Source organism: Stieleria magnilauensis, from assembly GCA_007753675.1.
GTDB lineage: Bacteria > Planctomycetota > Planctomycetia > Pirellulales > Pirellulaceae > Stieleria > Stieleria magnilauensis.
Genome location: CP036432.1, coordinates 9,471,849 through 9,488,109 on the forward strand (window position 1 = coordinate 9,471,849; position 16,261 = coordinate 9,488,109).

Consider the following 16,261-nt stretch of genomic DNA (forward strand, 5'->3'; position numbering starts at 1 on the left):
TTGGTGCGTGAGTAGCGTTTCCGTCCCGGAGTGTGACATTTTGTAGCGTCCCAAGCCGCATCTGCAAAGAAAGCGCGCCGCGGGGTCACTGTCGATCACCGTTACTTTGCCTACAATGGGCCGATCACTCCCATACACCGAATGGCCGTGATCACGTCACGTTCTGGCCGCCCTTCCCTCCCCTGCCCTCCCCCGCCCTCTTGCCCGAATCACCCCCAATCGCTGACGTCTCGACCGTGCTCGTCACCGGCGGCTCGGCCGGTTTGGGACAGGTCATCGCGGCGACATTCGCCGACGCCGGATACCGGGTCATCCTCGTCGGGCGATCGAGCGAGCGACTCGATGCGGCAAAGCAACAACTGGACACGAAACCGGGGCGAAGCATTGTCACTCTGGCCGGTGACGTCAGCCTTCGCGATGACTGTGTACGAATCGCAACCACCATCGACGATCAATTCGGACGTCTCGACGTGCTGGTCAATTGCGTCGGTGCCAGTGACCGCGGACTCGCCGGCGAGCTGACGGCGGATCGCTTGCATGAGCTGATCGATCAAAACGTCGTCACCACCCTGCTCTGCTGCCAAGCGTTTGCCCCGCTGTTGGAATCATCACGCGGCAGCATCGTCAACATCGGATCGCTGGCCGGCAAAGTCGGCGCCCGATACCTGGGAGGCTACAACGCGGCCAAACACGCGTTGGCCGGGTTGACGCAACAATTGCGTCTGGAGTGGCGGGACAAGGGGATCCACGTCGCTTTGGTCAGCCCCGGTCCGATTCGCCGTGACGATGCCGGCACACGTTACCGCGATCGCACCGATGCAACGCTCCCGGCAAGTGCCGCCGCGCCCGGCGGGGGAACCAAAGTCAAAGGCTTGCCGCCCGAGACGGTTGCCCGCGCCGTGCTCGCCTGTGGCCAAAAACGGCGAACCGATGTCATCCTGCCGGGCTATCTGCGACTGTTGATCGTGTTGGGAAACGCCTTTCCGCGATTGGGAGACTGGCTGCTGCTCAAGTTCACAAGCTGAACCCCTGTATCAGTTTGTGTCGATTTGATCACGTCCATCGCTTCCGTTTTCGCGACTGCACGCGGGCACGACCAGTTCTCTCGCCTGCCGACCAGTTCAAGATTGACTTCGTCGGCAGCTTCACTACCCTTTATACTATCCCGCCTCTGCTGCGATCGGCCCCCACCGGTCCCCCGCCAGCATCCTGCCCCCCTCCATAACGCTCGACTCGCAAGACACGGGCGTTTCCTACGACTAACGAGTTGCCGAATGAATCGATCACGGCATGCCCGCTTGCTCCCCCCGGGCCAACGCGTCTTTCGCTTTGTCATGGCCGGCCTGCTCGCCAGCCCGCTCCTTTCGATGGCTTCGCTGTCTGCGCAGGAGCAGCCGGCACCGCAACCAGAACTGGCGGACACGCAACCGGTTAACGATCCACAGCCGACCTCGGCCGACGCCCCCGAGGCGGAAGTCCGGTTCGCCTTCGCGGGCGTTCCCTGGCGGGAAGTGATTGACTGGATCGCCGACGAAGCCGACCTGGCGTTACACATCGACGGCGTTCCCGCCGGCAGCTTCACCTACAGCGACCCTTCGTCGTTCACGCATCAAGAGGCGATCGATCGCATCAACTTGTTCCTGCTGCCCCAGGGTTACACCTTGGTGCGAAGTGGGAACCTGCTCTCGGTCATCAACCTCAGCGATCCGCGCAGTCTTCAACAGCTCGACGCGCTGGCGGAATTAATTCGCGCCGACGAGTTGCCTGAACGAAACAACCACGACGTCGTCAAATGCCTGTTCCCGCTCGGCGCCCTCTCGGCCGAGGAGGCGGTGGAAGAATTAGGCGCGATCAAGTTGATGATGACACCGGCGGTCTTCAAAAAGACCAATCAGTTGATGGTCACCGACACGGTCGCCAAGCTAAAAAATGTCAAAGCCATCCTGGATTCCTTTGAACCCTCCAAGCTGGACAACGGCACGATCGTCAAGAGCTTTCCGCTGCAGTACGTCGACGCGGAAGACGTCTTGTTGGTTGCTCGCCCCCACCTGGGGCTGGCTACCGGCGAAATGATCGGGATCGACGTCAGTCTGTCGGCGGACTTGGAAGGCAAGAACATCTTCGTGACCGGTATCGAAGACAAAGTCAAACTGATCGAAAAGCTGGTCGAATCGATCGACGTTCCAACGCCTTCGCTCACCGATTCGGAGACCGATGCAAAGTTCCAGACGCATGTCGTCGCCGGCGGAAATGTCGATCTGGCGTACGACGTGTTGCAAACCCTGCTGGCCGGCAAGGATGTCCGGATCTCCAAGGACAACACCGCCGGAACGATCGTCGCACTCGCACCGCCGTCGATTCAAGAAGAGATCGCGATGACGGTCCAGCAGATGGCCGCCGATGAAGCCCAGTTCGAGGTCATCCAGCTCAAGACCGTCGACCCCTACGTGGCGATCGCCCTGATCGAACAGATGCTCGACCTGACACTGGAATTGGATACCCGTGATCGTCGAGACCGCGATCGAGACGAACAGCCCGTGCAGCCACCGAAAATCGACGCCGACCCGGAGAACCGACGACTGTTTGTTCGCGGCCGCCCCGGACAAATCGCTGAGATCAAACAGATCGTCGAAGGTATCGATCAAAAACAAGACGCGATGGCGTCCAACGAAAGCATCCGCTTGCTCTCCCTGACCGGCAATCATGCCAAGCAATCCCTGATGCTGGCGGCTCGATTCTGGCGACTGCCCAATCCGATCGTCTTCTTTGAATCCGACGAATCGATGAACAACGCGCGGCGGGAACGAGTGGCCTTCGATGCCGACGACCGATCGCCGGACCAACGCGACGACTTTCTGGATGCCCTGGAAAGCAAAACGCCCGCCCAGTTCGTGTCGGTCTCCGATCGCGGTCGATTGCTGCAGACCCCGTCACCCGACGTCACCAAGGCGGCGATCGAATGCCAATTGACGACGCGTGGTCTGTTGATCCAATGCGACGACATCGACGTCCTGAACCAGTTCCAAGATCACCTGGAAACCCTCGCCGGGCCGGGCACCTCCATCCCCGCCGAACCGGTCGTGTTTTATCTGAAATTCACCCGCCCCGAAGATGCCATTCGGATGCTGGCCGAATTGCTCGATGGCGGCCAAGCCGTTGCCAGCAGCAGCGACACCCTGGTCAACGCATCGATCACCTCCCCGAGCAGCTCCTTTCTGGGCAGCCTGGTGACCAACCGCGAAGGCACGATCACGTTGATCGCGGGGACCGCGACGGTGGTCGCCGATTCACGACTGAATCGGTTGATCGTTCAAGGCACCGTGGAGGATGTCGAGCTGATCGAGAACTACCTGCAAATCATCGAAAAAGACAGCAGCATCACTTCGATCGAGACCTACGGCACCTCGCACATCATCGAGCTGGAAAACTCGAAAGCCGTCGAGGTCGAAGCGGCAATCCGGCAGGCGTTCGCCGGACGGGTCGCGGCGGCCACCGCAGCTCCCGGTGCCCCCGGCAGCGGCGCGTCCAGAGCCGACGCGGCTCGCAATGAACCACAGGAATCGGCCAAAGACAAAAAGTCCGACGCGAAGAAACCGGCCCCCAAACCCGCGGCACAACAGGCTCGCGACTTGGAGCCGAAAATGACACTGGCCGTTCACGAGCCCAGCAATTCGCTGATCGTGACCGCACCCGATCCGTTGTTCAAAGAAGTCGAAGCGTTGGTCAAGACAATCGACGTCCGCGGCGAACAAATGATCCAGGTCATCACGCCGAGTAACAGCGAAGTGCTGGAAACCGTGCTGCAAGAGATTTTCCTGGGCCAGTCCGATGGCCGATCCCGATCGACTTCGCGAACGGCACCACGGACGACTTCGTCCCGTTCGCCGTACTCGACCAACGGTAAAAACTAGTGACCCCGCAACGCCCTTCGTTGACGAGTCGAACGATGATCCGTTTCAGTTTCTTCCGCCGTTTCCAGGCCTGGTTCGGGCTCGACCAGACATCAGCCGGCTTGCGCCTGCTCGCACCTGCGATGTGCCTGGCCGTCGGGATGGTCGCTACAGGCTTCGGCACCACCACGGTGCTCGCCCAATCCGGTCTGCGGGAATCCCTGGACCTGCTCGACCGAAACGAGAATGGATACATCGAACCCGATGAGATCACAACGCTTTCCAGGCCTTACCTGGAACGCATCGCCGAAGCCCGACGGATGTCCCTGGACCGCCCCAATCGGATCGAAAATTGGCAGGAAGCCGCTCGCATTTACCACGCGCTGAAAAATGGCGTCGCGGGTGAACGGGTCCGCGCCAGCGACGATCGAGCAGTGAAAAGCTTTCGGCCGCGAGACGAAGATCCGGTCGTGCCGGAGTTCGGTCTGCCGCAAGTCAAGTATCCCTATCAATTTCGGGACCTTGAAGAAGCGGACGAAACCCTGGAACGCTACGACCGCGACCGCGACGGCTACCTGAGCCGTTACGAAGCCTCCCGCGCCCGCTGGACACACCGCGATCCCTTCAGCATGGACCTGAACAACGACGATCAACTCAGCCGGCTCGAACTCGCTCAACGGTACGCCCGGCGGCGAATGCTGAGCAACGATTCCAGCGAGTTGATCCAACAACGCCGCCGCACCGGCAGCGGCGTTCGCCCCAGCGAAAAAGAAAGCGAAGACGACCGGCGGCGGCGCGAACGTTCGGAATGGTGGAGAACCGGTGGCGACCGCTTTTGGCTGACCGCCGCCGTGCTGGGACGCTTCGACGACAATCGCAACGGTCGGTTGGAGATGGAAGAGACGGTCGAACTCGGGATTCCCGCCGGCGCCGTCGACGCCGATCAAAACGGCGAACTGTCACGCGACGAATTGTTCGCCTACTTCAGCAACCTGCAGGATCAAACCGGCGATCAAGTCGAAGGCCTGCCCGGCTGGTTCTACGAATTGGATACCAACCGCGACAAACAAGTCGACCTGACCGAGTTCGCAACCGAACTGACCGACGCCCGCGTTGCAGAGTTTGTTGCGTTGGACAGCAATCAAGACGGCCTGCTCGCTCCGCAGGAAGTGATGGCGTCGAAGTCGATGATGGGCGGCGTGTTTGAAAATACGGACGCCGACATTTTGCCACCCAAGAAAACCATCGTTTCAGAAATCGACATCACCGAAAACTTCCTGATCGCAGACCTGAACCTGCAACTGTCGCTGACGCACACCAACGTTTCCAGCTTGGACGGGTACCTGACCGGGCCCGACGGAACGCGGATCGAATTGTTCACCGAAATCGGCGGACGCGACGATCACTTCGACCGCACCGTCTTCGACGACCAGGCATCGACACCGATCGTCAAAGCCCGACCACCCTTCGAAGGCTCCTTCCAACCGGAAGGCTTGACCAAACGACAGCCCAGCCTCAGTGCCTTCAACGGCAAGACCATTCACGGCGTTTGGCAGCTGACCATCCGCTGCTCCCGCAGCGATCGCTTCGGCATGCTGCACCGCTGGTCGCTGATCGCCCGACCGGACGAAGAATCATTGCTCAATCGGCCGGAGCTGGCCGCTTCCCTCCCCGCCGCCCCGGCCGACGTAGCGGCCGATCCGGATTCCACACCCACGTCGGCTGCGCCGGCGTCTCGGCCGGATTCACCATCGACCGCCTACGCCGGAACCGAATTCTCCAAACAGGACTTTTCGATCGGCAAAGAATTTAAAAAGCCCGCCGCCGATTTCTGGACGCCCGAACGGAAAGCCGAGTATGCCCAAAAGCTCCGCAAGCCGTCGTCGGAAGAGTGGGAAAAGATGAGCGATGACGACAAACGCAAGTTCATGGCCACCCGCACCGAAGCGATCAAGCAATACAAGAACGCCCTCGGCAAGCCCGGCGGCGAAGCGAAAGATCGCTGACCCCAGCGGGACGCGCCAGCGACCGGCGCGTGTTGCCTCACGCGCAGCCATCGCGCGCCACCGGCTCACGCCACGTGCTAGAATGCCGGCGGGATTGAGATCCTTTCCCACCCGAATGAGTCTGCGTCTCAACTTCCGGGCTTATCGGCTTGTTTGGGAACGTCAAGGTTTCAAAACTGGGCGTTTCTCATTCCCGATCGTTCCCTGACGATTCTTTCCCAACACCCTACTCCCCCTAACGTCATGTCAGCGTTCCCCGACATCTCGACCGTTCAATACGAAGGCCCCCAGAGCGACAACCCCCTCGCGTTTCGTTGGTACAACCCCGAAGAGGTCGTGGAAGGCAAAACGATGAAGGACCACTTCCGGTTCTCGATCGTTTACTGGCACACGTTCCGCGGCACCGGCAGCGACCCGTTCGGCCCGGGCACGGCGGTTCGCCCCTGGGACGATGGCACCGAGTCGGTCGAAAACGCTCAGAACCGGGCACGTGTCGCATTCGAGTTGTTCGAAAAGCTGCAGGCCCCCTACTATGCGTTTCACGACCGCGATGTCGCCCCCGAAGGCGCTTCGCTGGCGGAGACCAATGCGAACTTTGACGCGGTTGCCGATGTGCTCGAAGAGGAGCAGGAGCGCAGCGGCGTGAAGCTGCTGTGGGGCACCGCGAACATGTTTTCCAACCCCCGCTTCATGCACGGTGCCGCGACGACCTGCAACGCCGACGTGTTCGCCTACGCCGCGGCACAAGTCAAGAAAGCGATGGAAGTCACGCATCGACTCGGCGGCGAAAACTATGTGTTCTGGGGCGGCCGAGAAGGTTATCAGAACCTTTACAACACCGACATGAAGCGTGAACTGGACCATCTGGCCAAGTTCTTTCACATAGCCGTCGACTACGCCAAGGAGATCGGCTTCACGGGACAATTCCTGATCGAGCCGAAACCGAAAGAGCCGACCAAGCATCAATACGACAGCGATGCGGCCGCCTGCATGAACTTCCTGCGTGCCTATGACCTGACCGATCACTTCAAGCTGAACCTGGAAACCAACCACGCGACGCTGGCCGGCCACACCATGATGCACGAAATCGATTATGCCGGTGCCCAAGGCGCCTTGGGCAGCATCGATGCGAACACCGGCGACCTGCTGCTCGGTTGGGACACCGACCAGTTCGCGACCGATTACTACCTGACGACCCAGATGATGTACTACATCCTCAAGCACGGCGGACTCGGTAGCGGCGGCGTGAACTTTGACGCCAAAGTCCGTCGCGAATCCTTTGAACCGATCGATCTGTTCTACGCCCACGTCGGCTCCATGGACGCCTACGCCAAGGGGCTCAAGATCGCCGCGGCCATCCGCGCCGACAACGCACTGGAAGGATTCATCAGCGAGCGTTACAGCAGTTTCGACAGCGGCATCGGAGCAAAGATCGAAGCCGGCGAAGTCACCTTCGCCGACTTGGAAACCTACATGCTGGAAAAAGGCGACGCAGAACCAAACGTCAGCGGACGCCAAGAATTGCTCGAAAGCGTCATCAACCGCTACATCGATCGCGTTTAAAACAGTTTCAGGTTTCAGGTTTCAGGTTTGAAACTTGAAACTTGAAACTTATTCCCCAACCTTCCGCCGAGCCCATGCGGCGGCGCCTTTCACTCCGGCGTCGTCGCCGAGTTTGGCGGCGACGACTTTGAAGCGATCTTTGTAGACGCTCATCACGTTTTTGCGCGCCGTCTTGGTGACCGTTCCGACGATCAGATCCTCCATCGCCTCGACCATTCCCCCACCGAGCACGATGGTGTCGGGACAGAGCAGGTGAATGATGTTGACGACGGAGATGCCGATCGACTCGGACGCGTCCTCGACGAGCCGCCGAATGACTTTGTCACCCGCTTCGATCGCATCGGCTAACGCGCCACTGCGGATATCGGACAGATCGGTGCCGACGTTTTTGGCCAGTGACGGCGCGTCTCCGCGGAACGCCGCCTTGGCCGCTTCGGCAGCGATCGACAATCGACTCGCTTCGGCTTCCAACGTCCCCGGCAATTCGTAGCCGCTGCTGCGCGTGCCGCTGCTGATGCGGGTGTGACCGATCTCCATGCAGCTGACCCCTGCCCCCTGCAAAATCGTGCCTTCGTACACGCACGCACCGCCGACGCCGGTCCCGGGAAAAATCCCCACGGCACAACGCGACCCGGTGGCAGCCCCAAACTGATACTCGCCGTACAAGCCGGCATCGACATCATTGAGCACGACCACGGGACAATCGAATTTCTTGTGCAGGAACTGCTCAATGTCGACGTCGTCCCAGCCCAAATTCGGTGTCGTCAGAATCCGGCCCTTGTCCAGATCAATCGGCCCGGGACATCCGATCCCGATCCCCCGAATCTGCTTGCTCTTCAAATCGTTTTCATCGATCAAACGCTCGATCGTCGATCCGATCCTGGCGATGCCGCTATCGCTGCCGTCACGACCTCGCGTTTTTCGGCGACGGCGGCCTAACACATTCCACCCGTCGTCGTAGGCGATCGCCAGCATTTTGGTGCCGCCAAGGTCAAATCCGATCCAGATGTCGTTTGATTTCTCTGCCATGATCACTCCAGCATGTCTCACTACGTTCGGCTAAGCTACATCTTCCCACCACGCACCGGATCGCGTCAGTAGGGCGGGCGAATTTTCTTTCCGGCATCGACCGATTTGGTGAGGAATTCGCCGAGAAAAAATCAAAATCCTGTCGAATCCGTGAAATAAATCGACAGCGGTGCGCAATGAAAGTCGCGGCAAGCGCAGAACATGAGCAACCTTCCCGCCGACGATGGAGACGCCTCCCCCGAATCCTCTCCCGATGCACCGGGAGCCTTGCAGCCCGGTGACGGTGCGACCGAGGGGGGCAGTCAACACGCCTGGCGTGAGGTGTTCAAGGAAGCCGAAGCGGGGTTGCGACGTTTCCTCGCCGGAAAGCTGCCCCAAGCGGCCGACGTCGAAGACTGCTTGCAGACCGTGATGGTCGCGATGCTCAGCAACGACTCCCAGATCCCACACGCGGCACGACGAGCCTGGTTGTTCCGGGTCGCCGCAAACGAAGCCGCCCGGTGGTGGCGAAACAAATCGACGACCGACCGAGTGCTGGAAAAGCACGCCCATGCGAGCTTTCGCATCGACACCGAACCCCCATCCGATCTTGAGACCCAAGAGACACTGCGACACGTTCATCAAGCGATCGAAAAACTGCCCGAACACACCCAGCAAGTGATCCGACTGCGGCTTGCCGAAGGAATGACCTTTCAAGCCATCGCCGATCGACTCGACCAACCCCTGGGAACCGTCCTGACGCGAATGCGTCGCGCGATGCAGCAATTGCGAAATGAACTCGATGACGATGCCGCCCCGTGATCCCAACCGTTCCATTGACCCTCGCAGCCCTGACCTGAAGGGCATTCTCCATGACATCCGACACGAAACCCTCCCCGCAAGAACCCCTGCTGCGTCAGCGCTGCGCGGATTACCTGTTGGGTGAGATGACGCCGCATCAAGCCGCCCGCTTCGAATCCGAATTTGATTCTCCAGCCGTGGCGCAAGCGTTGATCCGAGAAAGCGAACTCCTGTGCCTCCTCGCCCACGCCCAAGTCGCGCCAGCCGCGCACACGACCAGCGACATCGCCGGCCCGGCCCCACGATCACTTCCGCTTCCACTTCCCTCCCCCGCCACCGCACACCGGACCGCGACACTGCAACGAATCACCCTCGTGATCGCGGCGTTGGCGGCAACCATATTGGTGATTTCACTCGCTTCGATGCATCTCCGCGAGAATCAAGTCAATCGCAGTGCGACGGCGCTGATTTTGGAACCGGCAACGACCAACACTTCATTCGAGTTTGAATTGGCAAAAACCTGGGTCCAGCCGGCCGTCGACTGGGACACGGCCGGTTGGTCAGCCGGCGTGGTGGAATCAACTGATCCAATCGAAGAAGACAACTTGCCGGCCGAGTTCGGCGAAGCGGTCAACGACGAAACCTTTTCATGGATGGTGGTCGCCCTCGAAGCCGCCATCGGTGAGGAAGACCGCAACGATGGTTAGACCCCTTTCATTCCTGTCCGCACTGGGCCTGCTCGGCGTTCTTTGCATCGCTTTCTCCGCCGGCAGCGGGCACGTCGCCGCCGCCGATGATCCTTCCCTGTCAAAGGCCGCGAAAAAGGCGCCGCCACGCAAACTGGATCCAGAACAAGAGCGCGGCGTGCTGCAGATGGTCCATGATCACCTGCCCGAAATCAACGTCTTGCTCGATCAACTGCGTGAAAAAGAACCCCGCCAATATGACGCCGCCATCATGAACCTGGCCAAGTCGTCGCGGCGATTGCAGGCTGCCCAAAAACGCGGTGAGACCGCTTTTGAGCTGGAAGTCCAAGTCGTCCAAGCACAATCTGCGATCAATCTGTTGGTCGCCAAACTAAAAGTCCGCGACAACAAGGCCGATCGAGCGGCGTTGCGAGAGGCGACCAAACGCTTGGAACTGGCCGAATTCGCGCGTGCCAAACACGACGTCGATCAAATGCGATCGCGGCTCGACAAACTTCAAGAACAACTGCAAGTCGCCGAAAAACGACTCGGTGAAAAACAGTCCCAACAGGACAAGAACATTGAACGGGCATTCCAAATTTATTTGCGAAAGTCCGGTCGAAAAGAGTAACCCACAACCTCTCCCCACCCTCTCCCACCGACTTCCCAGAATCTTATGAAACAGCTTTCAACACGCCTGTTTGTTTGCTGCCTCGCAGCCGCCGCGATTCCCGTGGTCGGATTTCGCGTGGTGACGGCGGAGCCGATTGCACCCGTTCGTTCCGACCAAACCGCGGAGGCTGCCGCCATCCCGGCACCTTCGATCCAATCCCGTTTCTCTGACGAGGATATCGACGAAGTCCCCGATTTCCAAAAACACGTGATGCCCTTGCTGGGCCGACTGGGATGCAACGGCCGAGCCTGTCACGGCTCGTTCCAAGGCCGCGGTGATTTTCAGTTGTCGTTGTTCGGCTACGACTTTTCCGGTGACCACGAAGCGCTGATGGCCGAAAACACCGGCCGCGTCGATGTCGATGACGTGGAAGAAAGTCTGATCCTTGCCAAACCGACCGACGCCGACATGCACGAAGGTGGCAAGCGTTTTGAAAAAGGCCAGTGGCAGTATCGCGTGCTGCGGAACTGGATCGCCGACGGTGCACGATTCGACAAAGAATCCTTTCAACAACTCAAGAAACTGCAAATCGAACCGTCGGAAATTCGTTTCGGCGACACCGCAGAAAACGTCCAGCTGACCGCCATCGCCCACTGGGCCGACGGAACCGTCGAAGACGTCACCGCACTGTGCCGCTTCAGCAGCAACGACGATTCGATCGCAGCGATCGACGCCGAGGGTCACATCCAATCCGGCGACGCCGGCGACACCCACGTGGTCGTCTACTATGACAACGCCGTCGTGCCGGTTCCGGTGCTGCGTCCGATCTCGGCGCCGACGACCGACGCCGCCGAATCGATCGCGCAGCGCACACCGAATCGGGGCGAACCGACCCAACCGATCGATGTGCTCGTCAAGCAAAAGCTGGACAAACTCGGGATCGTTACTTCGGACCTCTGCACCGACGCGGAATTCATCCGCCGCGCGGCGCTGGACATCACCGGCGTCCTGCCTTCGGGAGAACGCGTCGAAGCCTTCCTGGCCGACGACACAGCCGATAAACGCCAGCGACTGGTCGAGGAACTGTTGCAATCGCCGGCCTACGGCGCCTGGTGGGCCACTCGACTGAGTGACTGGACCGGCAACAACGCCGAACAACTCAACAACGTCCTGCCGGTCCAGAACGTCGGCACCAAACTGTGGTTCAACTGGCTGCGAAAACGCCTTCAAGACAACATGCCCTATGATGAAATCATCGAAGGTATCGTCAGCGCCGAATCGCTCGAAGACGGCGAAAGCTATCTCGAGTACTGCCGCGAGATGACCGAAATCTGCGGCGGCGACTTCGACCGATACGCCGAGCGCGAAAGCATGCCGCTGTTTTGGGCACGCCGCAACTTTCAAAAACCCGAAGACCGAGCGATCGGATTCGCCTACACCTTCCTGGGCGTTCGGATCGAATGCGCCCAATGCCACAAACACCCCTTCGATCAGTGGTCCAAGCAAGACTTCGACGACTTCTCGACACTGTTCGGCGTGGTCCGAGCCGGAAACGCCAACCAAGTCTCTCCCGATTCCAAGAAGGCTCGCGAAGAGTTGATGGAAAAACTGACCGGCGGCGAAAAACTAAACGGCGGTGACTTGCGTCGCAAAATTCAACAGGCCGCCCGATCCGGTGAAGTCGTCCCGTTCGGTGAACTGTACATCACCGCCCGAGGCATGACCGACGGCCAAAAGAAACAACGGGCCGCCGCCAAGAAGAAAGGACGCAAGCTGCCGCCGGTTCGTGTCCCGACCGGAAAAATCCTCGGCGTCGAACAAAAAGTCGACCTCGACGAAGACCCGCGGCCGGCACTGATGCAATGGTTGCGTGATGAATCCAATCCGTACTTCGCCAAAGCGATCGTCAATCGCGTTTGGAGCAACTACTTTGGCATCGGCATCGTCGATCCGACCGACGACATGAACTTGGCCAATCCGCCCAGCAATGCCGCCCTGTTGGATCACCTGGCGAGCGAATTCATCGCCCACGATTTCGATCTGAAATGGTTGCATCGCGAGATCGTCACCAGCGACACCTACCAACGCAGTTCCGCGACAAATTCCACCAACGCCGCCGATCGCAAAAACTTTTCCCATCATCTTCCCCGACGCCTGCCCGCCGAAGTCGTTTACGACATGGTGGTCCTGGCAACCGGATCGACGCAGAAAGCAGATCAGATGCGCGGCGAGCTGGATCAAATGGCGATCGCCGATGGAAAAGCAAGACGGCGAAACAATTCCGATTTTGCGCTGGAAGTCTTCGGCCAATCGATCCGAGAGAGCAATTGCGACTGTGATCGCAGCGACGCGCCGAGCCTGTTGCAATCGATCTACTTGCGAAACGATGCGGAGATGTATGGCCGTATCGCCGCCCGCGACGGCTGGGTCGCCGAAGCCTGCAAGGAACTCGGAATCGCCGCGCCCCGTGCCGGCGCCGGTGCCGACCCCCGCGCCGCAGCAGCACAGCGTGCCGCCGATTCGATGCGGCGGCAAATCATCGACCGCATCCGGCAATTCAACAAGCTGCCCGAGGCTCGTCGTGAACAAACCCAAAAGCGGATCGTCCAGCAATACAACAGCGTCGCCAAAAAGTTGCGTAAGGACTACCACGTGCCCTCCTTCGAGGAACTGGTCGCCGCCCCGAATACTTGGACCGAGTTGACGCCGCCCGTTGCGACCGAAGGGTCCGACGGGGTGATCGAGTCGGACCGATCGCTCGAAAAAGTCGTCCGTCAGGCCTACCTGCGAACGCTCAGTCGTTACCCCGACGACGAGGAACAACAAGTTGCGATCGACTACATCAACGAGTCGGAAAACAAAACCAACGGGATCGAGGGCTTGATGTGGGCACTCGTGAACACCAAAGAATTCATCATCAGCCACTGACCCACCCCGCACCCAATCCCCCACTCACTCTCCGGATCCCAAACATGAAACTCCATAAAACCTGCGATGGCGTTCGACGACGCGATGTTCTGAAGATCGGCACCCTGTCGGTCGGCGGCCTGACGCTGGCCGGTTACAACCAACTGGCCGCCGCCGGCCAAGTCGCTCCCGGCCATGCCGATCGAGCGATCTTCATCGAGTTGCCCGGTGGCCCGTCGCACATGGACACCTTTGACTTGAAACCCAACGCACCGGACACGCATCGCGGTGCCTTCAAACCGATTTCGACCAACGTTCCCGGCATTCAAATCTCCGAGCACTTGCCGAAACTGGCCCAGTGCATGGACAAGTTCGCCATCCTTCGCGGCGTCAGCCACACCTTGGCCGCACACCGCCTCGGTCGCGAATACGTCAACACCGGCAGCAAACCGATTCCCGCGTTGGAATATCCCAGCTTTGCCGCCGTGATGTCCAAAGAACAACCCGCCGATCCCGATATCCCCAGCGCCGTCGCGGTCCCCAGAGCCAGCCAGGGTCCCGGCTTCCTGGGCATCCGCTATTCGGCGCTGGAAACCAATTCCTCGCCCAGCTTCGGAAGACCCTTCAACGTCCGCGGCATCTCGCTTCCCGGAGGCATCGGCGTCGACGAAGTGAAACGCCGGCAATCGCTGCTGCAGAAACTCGATCGACGCTTCGCCGACCTGGAAAAGAACGACCAACTGCTCGATGGGCTCGATCAGTTCGGCGATCAAGCGTACTCGATGATCACCTCCTCACGCGCCCGATCGGCATTTGACATCAGCAAGGAACCGGAAAGCTTTGCCCGCCAGTTCGGCGAAGACTCCTTCGGCCAAAGCTGCATGCTCGCGCTGCGGCTGGTCGAATCGGGCGTGCGGTTCGTCACCGTCCAACTGGGCGGCTGGGACACGCACACCGATAACTTCACCAAGCTCAAGACCCAGAACCTGCCGAAACTGGACGCCGGCCTGAGCGGGTTGCTGACCGGACTGGAACAACGCGGGTTGCTCGGCTCGACCGCCGTCTACGTGACCGGTGAATTCGGCCGGACCCCAAAGATCAACACGCGATCGGCCGAAGGCGGACGCGACCACTATCCCCGCTGCATGTTCATGCTGATGGCCGGTGGCGGCGTGCGGGGCGGCCAGGTGATCGGGGAAAGCGATGACACCGCCTCCGGGCCCCGGCACGAAGGCATCTCGCCCGATGACGTCGCGGCCAGCTTCTATCACAACCTGGGAATCGATCCCACATTGGAATACGACAGCACCACCGGTCGTCCGATCACCCTCGTCCGCGACGGTTCGATCATCCAGGACCTGTTCGCGTAAAAAAACAAGCCCGACGTGCGAACACGTCGGGCTTGCGGGTCGGGTGACTGGGCTGCATTGCTCCTCCGAACAAGATGACTCTTGCGGAAAGGAGAAGGGCCATGGTGAAGCCCTCCCTGCCTCACCATGGCCCATCAGTGCTGGAACGATGGCACCGATCGTTCCACCCTCCCAATCCATGGTACCTGGAGTATCGGCTAACGCACCGCGATTCCTGTAGCGGTTTCGCGGCGTCGTCCGATTTTTTTCTTTGTCCAGGTCAGGCGATTTGCTAGCAAACTAAATTCGGCCTGCCGTCACTGCGTGACGCCGCCGGACCATTCGGCCGGCACGGGGCCACAATCGGTCGGCGCCGCCGCGCAACCTCCGCTGCTGCAACCGTTGTCACAACCGCTGTTGCAGCCGTGCGACTTGCCGTGGATCGACAGATCGATGTGCGGCTTGCACTGGTTTCGAAAACCATTCCACACGTTGACGTTACAGGCGTTGGATCGCCAGTATTGGTAGAACGTCGACGTCGGCAATTGAGGCGTCATGTAGGGCTGACAAGCTCCGGGTTGGATAAAATCGCGGTGTTTCAAGCCGGCCAATCGGCAGTGCTTGCCACAGCTGGGGCTGCATTGGTGGCAGCATGCGCTGGCCTGGACTGCCGCGGCGGATGCCTGCTGGTCCACGATCGGCTCCGCAATCGGCTCTGCGATCGGCGGTGTCGGCAGCGGCTCCGAGTCGGCCGGCATTGCCAGCGCTTCGGCTGCGGGCGTCGTGGTCAATTCCGTCGCGTCGGCCACCGCGTCGCTCGATTCAGCGATCGCTTGGACGGTTTCGTCGACCAAGGTGGTCGCCACGTCTCGGATCGGGGCGGGCTGTGCCGCGGCGGGCAAGGCTGCGGCGGGAGCGTTGTCAAAGTTGACTTCGGCCAACAACGCGTCGAAGTCACTTTTCGCTTGGGCTTGTCCGGCCAACGAGAGGGACCCGGCAAGCATGGCGGTCAGGACGAACCGTCCTAAGGGGGTGCGAGTACGCATGAGAAACATCCATGTGATTGGTAGAGAGGGAGACGAACGACATGTCGCTCGCGGCGATCGCCGGCGCAGCATCCATGCCTCTGCGGTTCTATCACTGTAAGCTTTCCCGCGCTTCGGCCTGGACGCAAATCGTCAGCGAGAAAACTTTGGCAATCGCCTCCCCCCCGGGTCCTTCAACCGCATCGACTCGATCGCCTTTCGCAGTCGTTAAAGCAGCAACGGTGCGTCGGTGTTACCGGACCGTCAGAACCCCACCTGGCAACGCTGTGAAGCATTTTATAGCGGTAGGGCGCGAGCCCTCCGGTGTTTGGGAAACGTCGAGGGACCGGAGGGCTTGCGCCCTGCCGCTAACACCTCATTTTAAAGCGGTAGGGCGCAAGCCCTCCGGTGTT

General features: G+C 60.1%; 11 protein-coding genes. 9 read left to right on the top strand and 2 right to left on the bottom strand.

Annotation, left to right across the window (positions count from 1 at the left end):
* Nucleotides 1–200 precede the first annotated feature (200 nt).
* From TBK1r_RS34030 to xylA, 4 genes are all read left to right on the top strand, one after another.
* Nucleotides 201–1,025, top strand: coding sequence for an SDR family NAD(P)-dependent oxidoreductase (locus tag TBK1r_RS34030; RefSeq protein WP_145220176.1), 825 nt, complete (start codon nt 201–203; stop codon nt 1,023–1,025).
* A 249-nt stretch (nt 1,026–1,274) separates the two neighbouring features.
* Nucleotides 1,275–3,911 carry a secretin N-terminal domain-containing protein gene (locus TBK1r_RS34035; protein WP_419580665.1) on the top strand — a complete coding sequence of 879 codons (2,637 nt, stop codon included), beginning with the start codon at nt 1,275–1,277 and terminating at the stop codon, nt 3,909–3,911.
* 35 nt (nt 3,912–3,946) lie between these two features.
* Complete coding sequence (locus tag TBK1r_RS34040; RefSeq protein ID WP_419580666.1) at nt 3,947–5,896, top strand: proprotein convertase P-domain-containing protein; 1,950 nt, start codon at nt 3,947–3,949, stop codon at nt 5,894–5,896.
* A gap of 243 nt (nt 5,897–6,139) precedes the next feature.
* Nucleotides 6,140–7,459 (top strand): xylose isomerase, encoded by a 1,320-nt coding sequence (gene xylA / locus TBK1r_RS34045; protein ID WP_145220178.1) that lies wholly within the window; start codon nt 6,140–6,142, stop codon nt 7,457–7,459.
* A gap of 48 nt (nt 7,460–7,507) precedes the next feature.
* On the opposite strand, the gene TBK1r_RS34050 is transcribed toward xylA, so the two are convergent.
* The gene (locus tag TBK1r_RS34050; RefSeq protein ID WP_145220180.1) at nt 7,508–8,488 is read right to left on the bottom strand and encodes an ROK family protein; all 981 of its coding nucleotides are present in this window, start codon (nt 8,486–8,488) and stop codon (nt 7,508–7,510) included.
* Nucleotides 8,489–8,689: 201 nt separating this feature from the next.
* On the opposite strand from TBK1r_RS34050, the gene TBK1r_RS34055 reads away from it, so the two are divergent.
* Genes TBK1r_RS34055 through TBK1r_RS34075 form a run of 5 tightly spaced genes read left to right on the top strand, consistent with a single transcriptional unit; the run spans nt 8,690 to nt 14,844 of the window.
* Nucleotides 8,690–9,289: an RNA polymerase sigma factor gene (locus TBK1r_RS34055; protein WP_145220182.1), complete on the top strand. Its 600-nt coding sequence runs from the start codon at nt 8,690–8,692 to the stop codon at nt 9,287–9,289.
* Between the two features lie 50 nt (nt 9,290–9,339).
* On the top strand, nt 9,340–9,975 hold the full coding sequence (locus TBK1r_RS34060; RefSeq protein WP_145220184.1) for a hypothetical protein: 636 nt from the start codon (nt 9,340–9,342) through the stop codon (nt 9,973–9,975).
* Complete coding sequence (locus TBK1r_RS34065) at nt 9,968–10,585, top strand: hypothetical protein (RefSeq protein WP_145220186.1); 618 nt, start codon at nt 9,968–9,970, stop codon at nt 10,583–10,585. Before TBK1r_RS34060 ends, TBK1r_RS34065 begins: the two co-directional genes overlap by 8 nt.
* A gap of 45 nt (nt 10,586–10,630) precedes the next feature.
* Entirely contained in the window at nt 10,631–13,495 is a 2,865-nt protein-coding gene (locus TBK1r_RS34070; RefSeq protein ID WP_145220188.1) for a DUF1549 and DUF1553 domain-containing protein, read from the top strand.
* Between the two features lie 44 nt (nt 13,496–13,539).
* On the top strand, nt 13,540–14,844 hold the full coding sequence (locus TBK1r_RS34075; RefSeq protein ID WP_145220190.1) for a DUF1501 domain-containing protein: 1,305 nt from the start codon (nt 13,540–13,542) through the stop codon (nt 14,842–14,844).
* A gap of 296 nt (nt 14,845–15,140) precedes the next feature.
* Here TBK1r_RS34075 and TBK1r_RS34080 read toward each other — a convergent pair whose 3' ends face one another.
* Nucleotides 15,141–15,869, bottom strand: a complete 729-nt coding sequence (locus tag TBK1r_RS34080) for a hypothetical protein (protein WP_145220192.1) — start codon at nt 15,867–15,869, stop codon at nt 15,141–15,143.
* Between the last annotated feature and the right edge of the window lie 392 nt (nt 15,870–16,261).

Excerpts from the sequence above, each read along its gene's own strand:
- TBK1r_RS34050 (WP_145220180.1), bottom strand. The coding sequence starts at position 8,488 with ATGGCAGAGAAATCAAACGACATCTGGATCGGATTTGACCTTGGCGGC.
- TBK1r_RS34040 (WP_419580666.1), top strand. The coding sequence starts at position 3,947 with ATGATCCGTTTCAGTTTCTTCCGCCGTTTCCAGGCCTGGTTCGGGCTC.
- TBK1r_RS34035 (WP_419580665.1), top strand. The coding sequence starts at position 1,275 with ATGAATCGATCACGGCATGCCCGCTTGCTCCCCCCGGGCCAACGCGTC.
- TBK1r_RS34065 (WP_145220186.1), top strand. The coding sequence starts at position 9,968 with ATGGTTAGACCCCTTTCATTCCTGTCCGCACTGGGCCTGCTCGGCGTT.
- TBK1r_RS34070 (WP_145220188.1), top strand. The coding sequence starts at position 10,631 with ATGAAACAGCTTTCAACACGCCTGTTTGTTTGCTGCCTCGCAGCCGCC.
- TBK1r_RS34060 (WP_145220184.1), top strand. The coding sequence starts at position 9,340 with ATGACATCCGACACGAAACCCTCCCCGCAAGAACCCCTGCTGCGTCAG.
- TBK1r_RS34055 (WP_145220182.1), top strand. The coding sequence starts at position 8,690 with ATGAGCAACCTTCCCGCCGACGATGGAGACGCCTCCCCCGAATCCTCT.
- TBK1r_RS34080 (WP_145220192.1), bottom strand. The coding sequence starts at position 15,869 with ATGCGTACTCGCACCCCCTTAGGACGGTTCGTCCTGACCGCCATGCTT.
- xylA (WP_145220178.1), top strand. The coding sequence starts at position 6,140 with ATGTCAGCGTTCCCCGACATCTCGACCGTTCAATACGAAGGCCCCCAG.
- TBK1r_RS34075 (WP_145220190.1), top strand. The coding sequence starts at position 13,540 with ATGAAACTCCATAAAACCTGCGATGGCGTTCGACGACGCGATGTTCTG.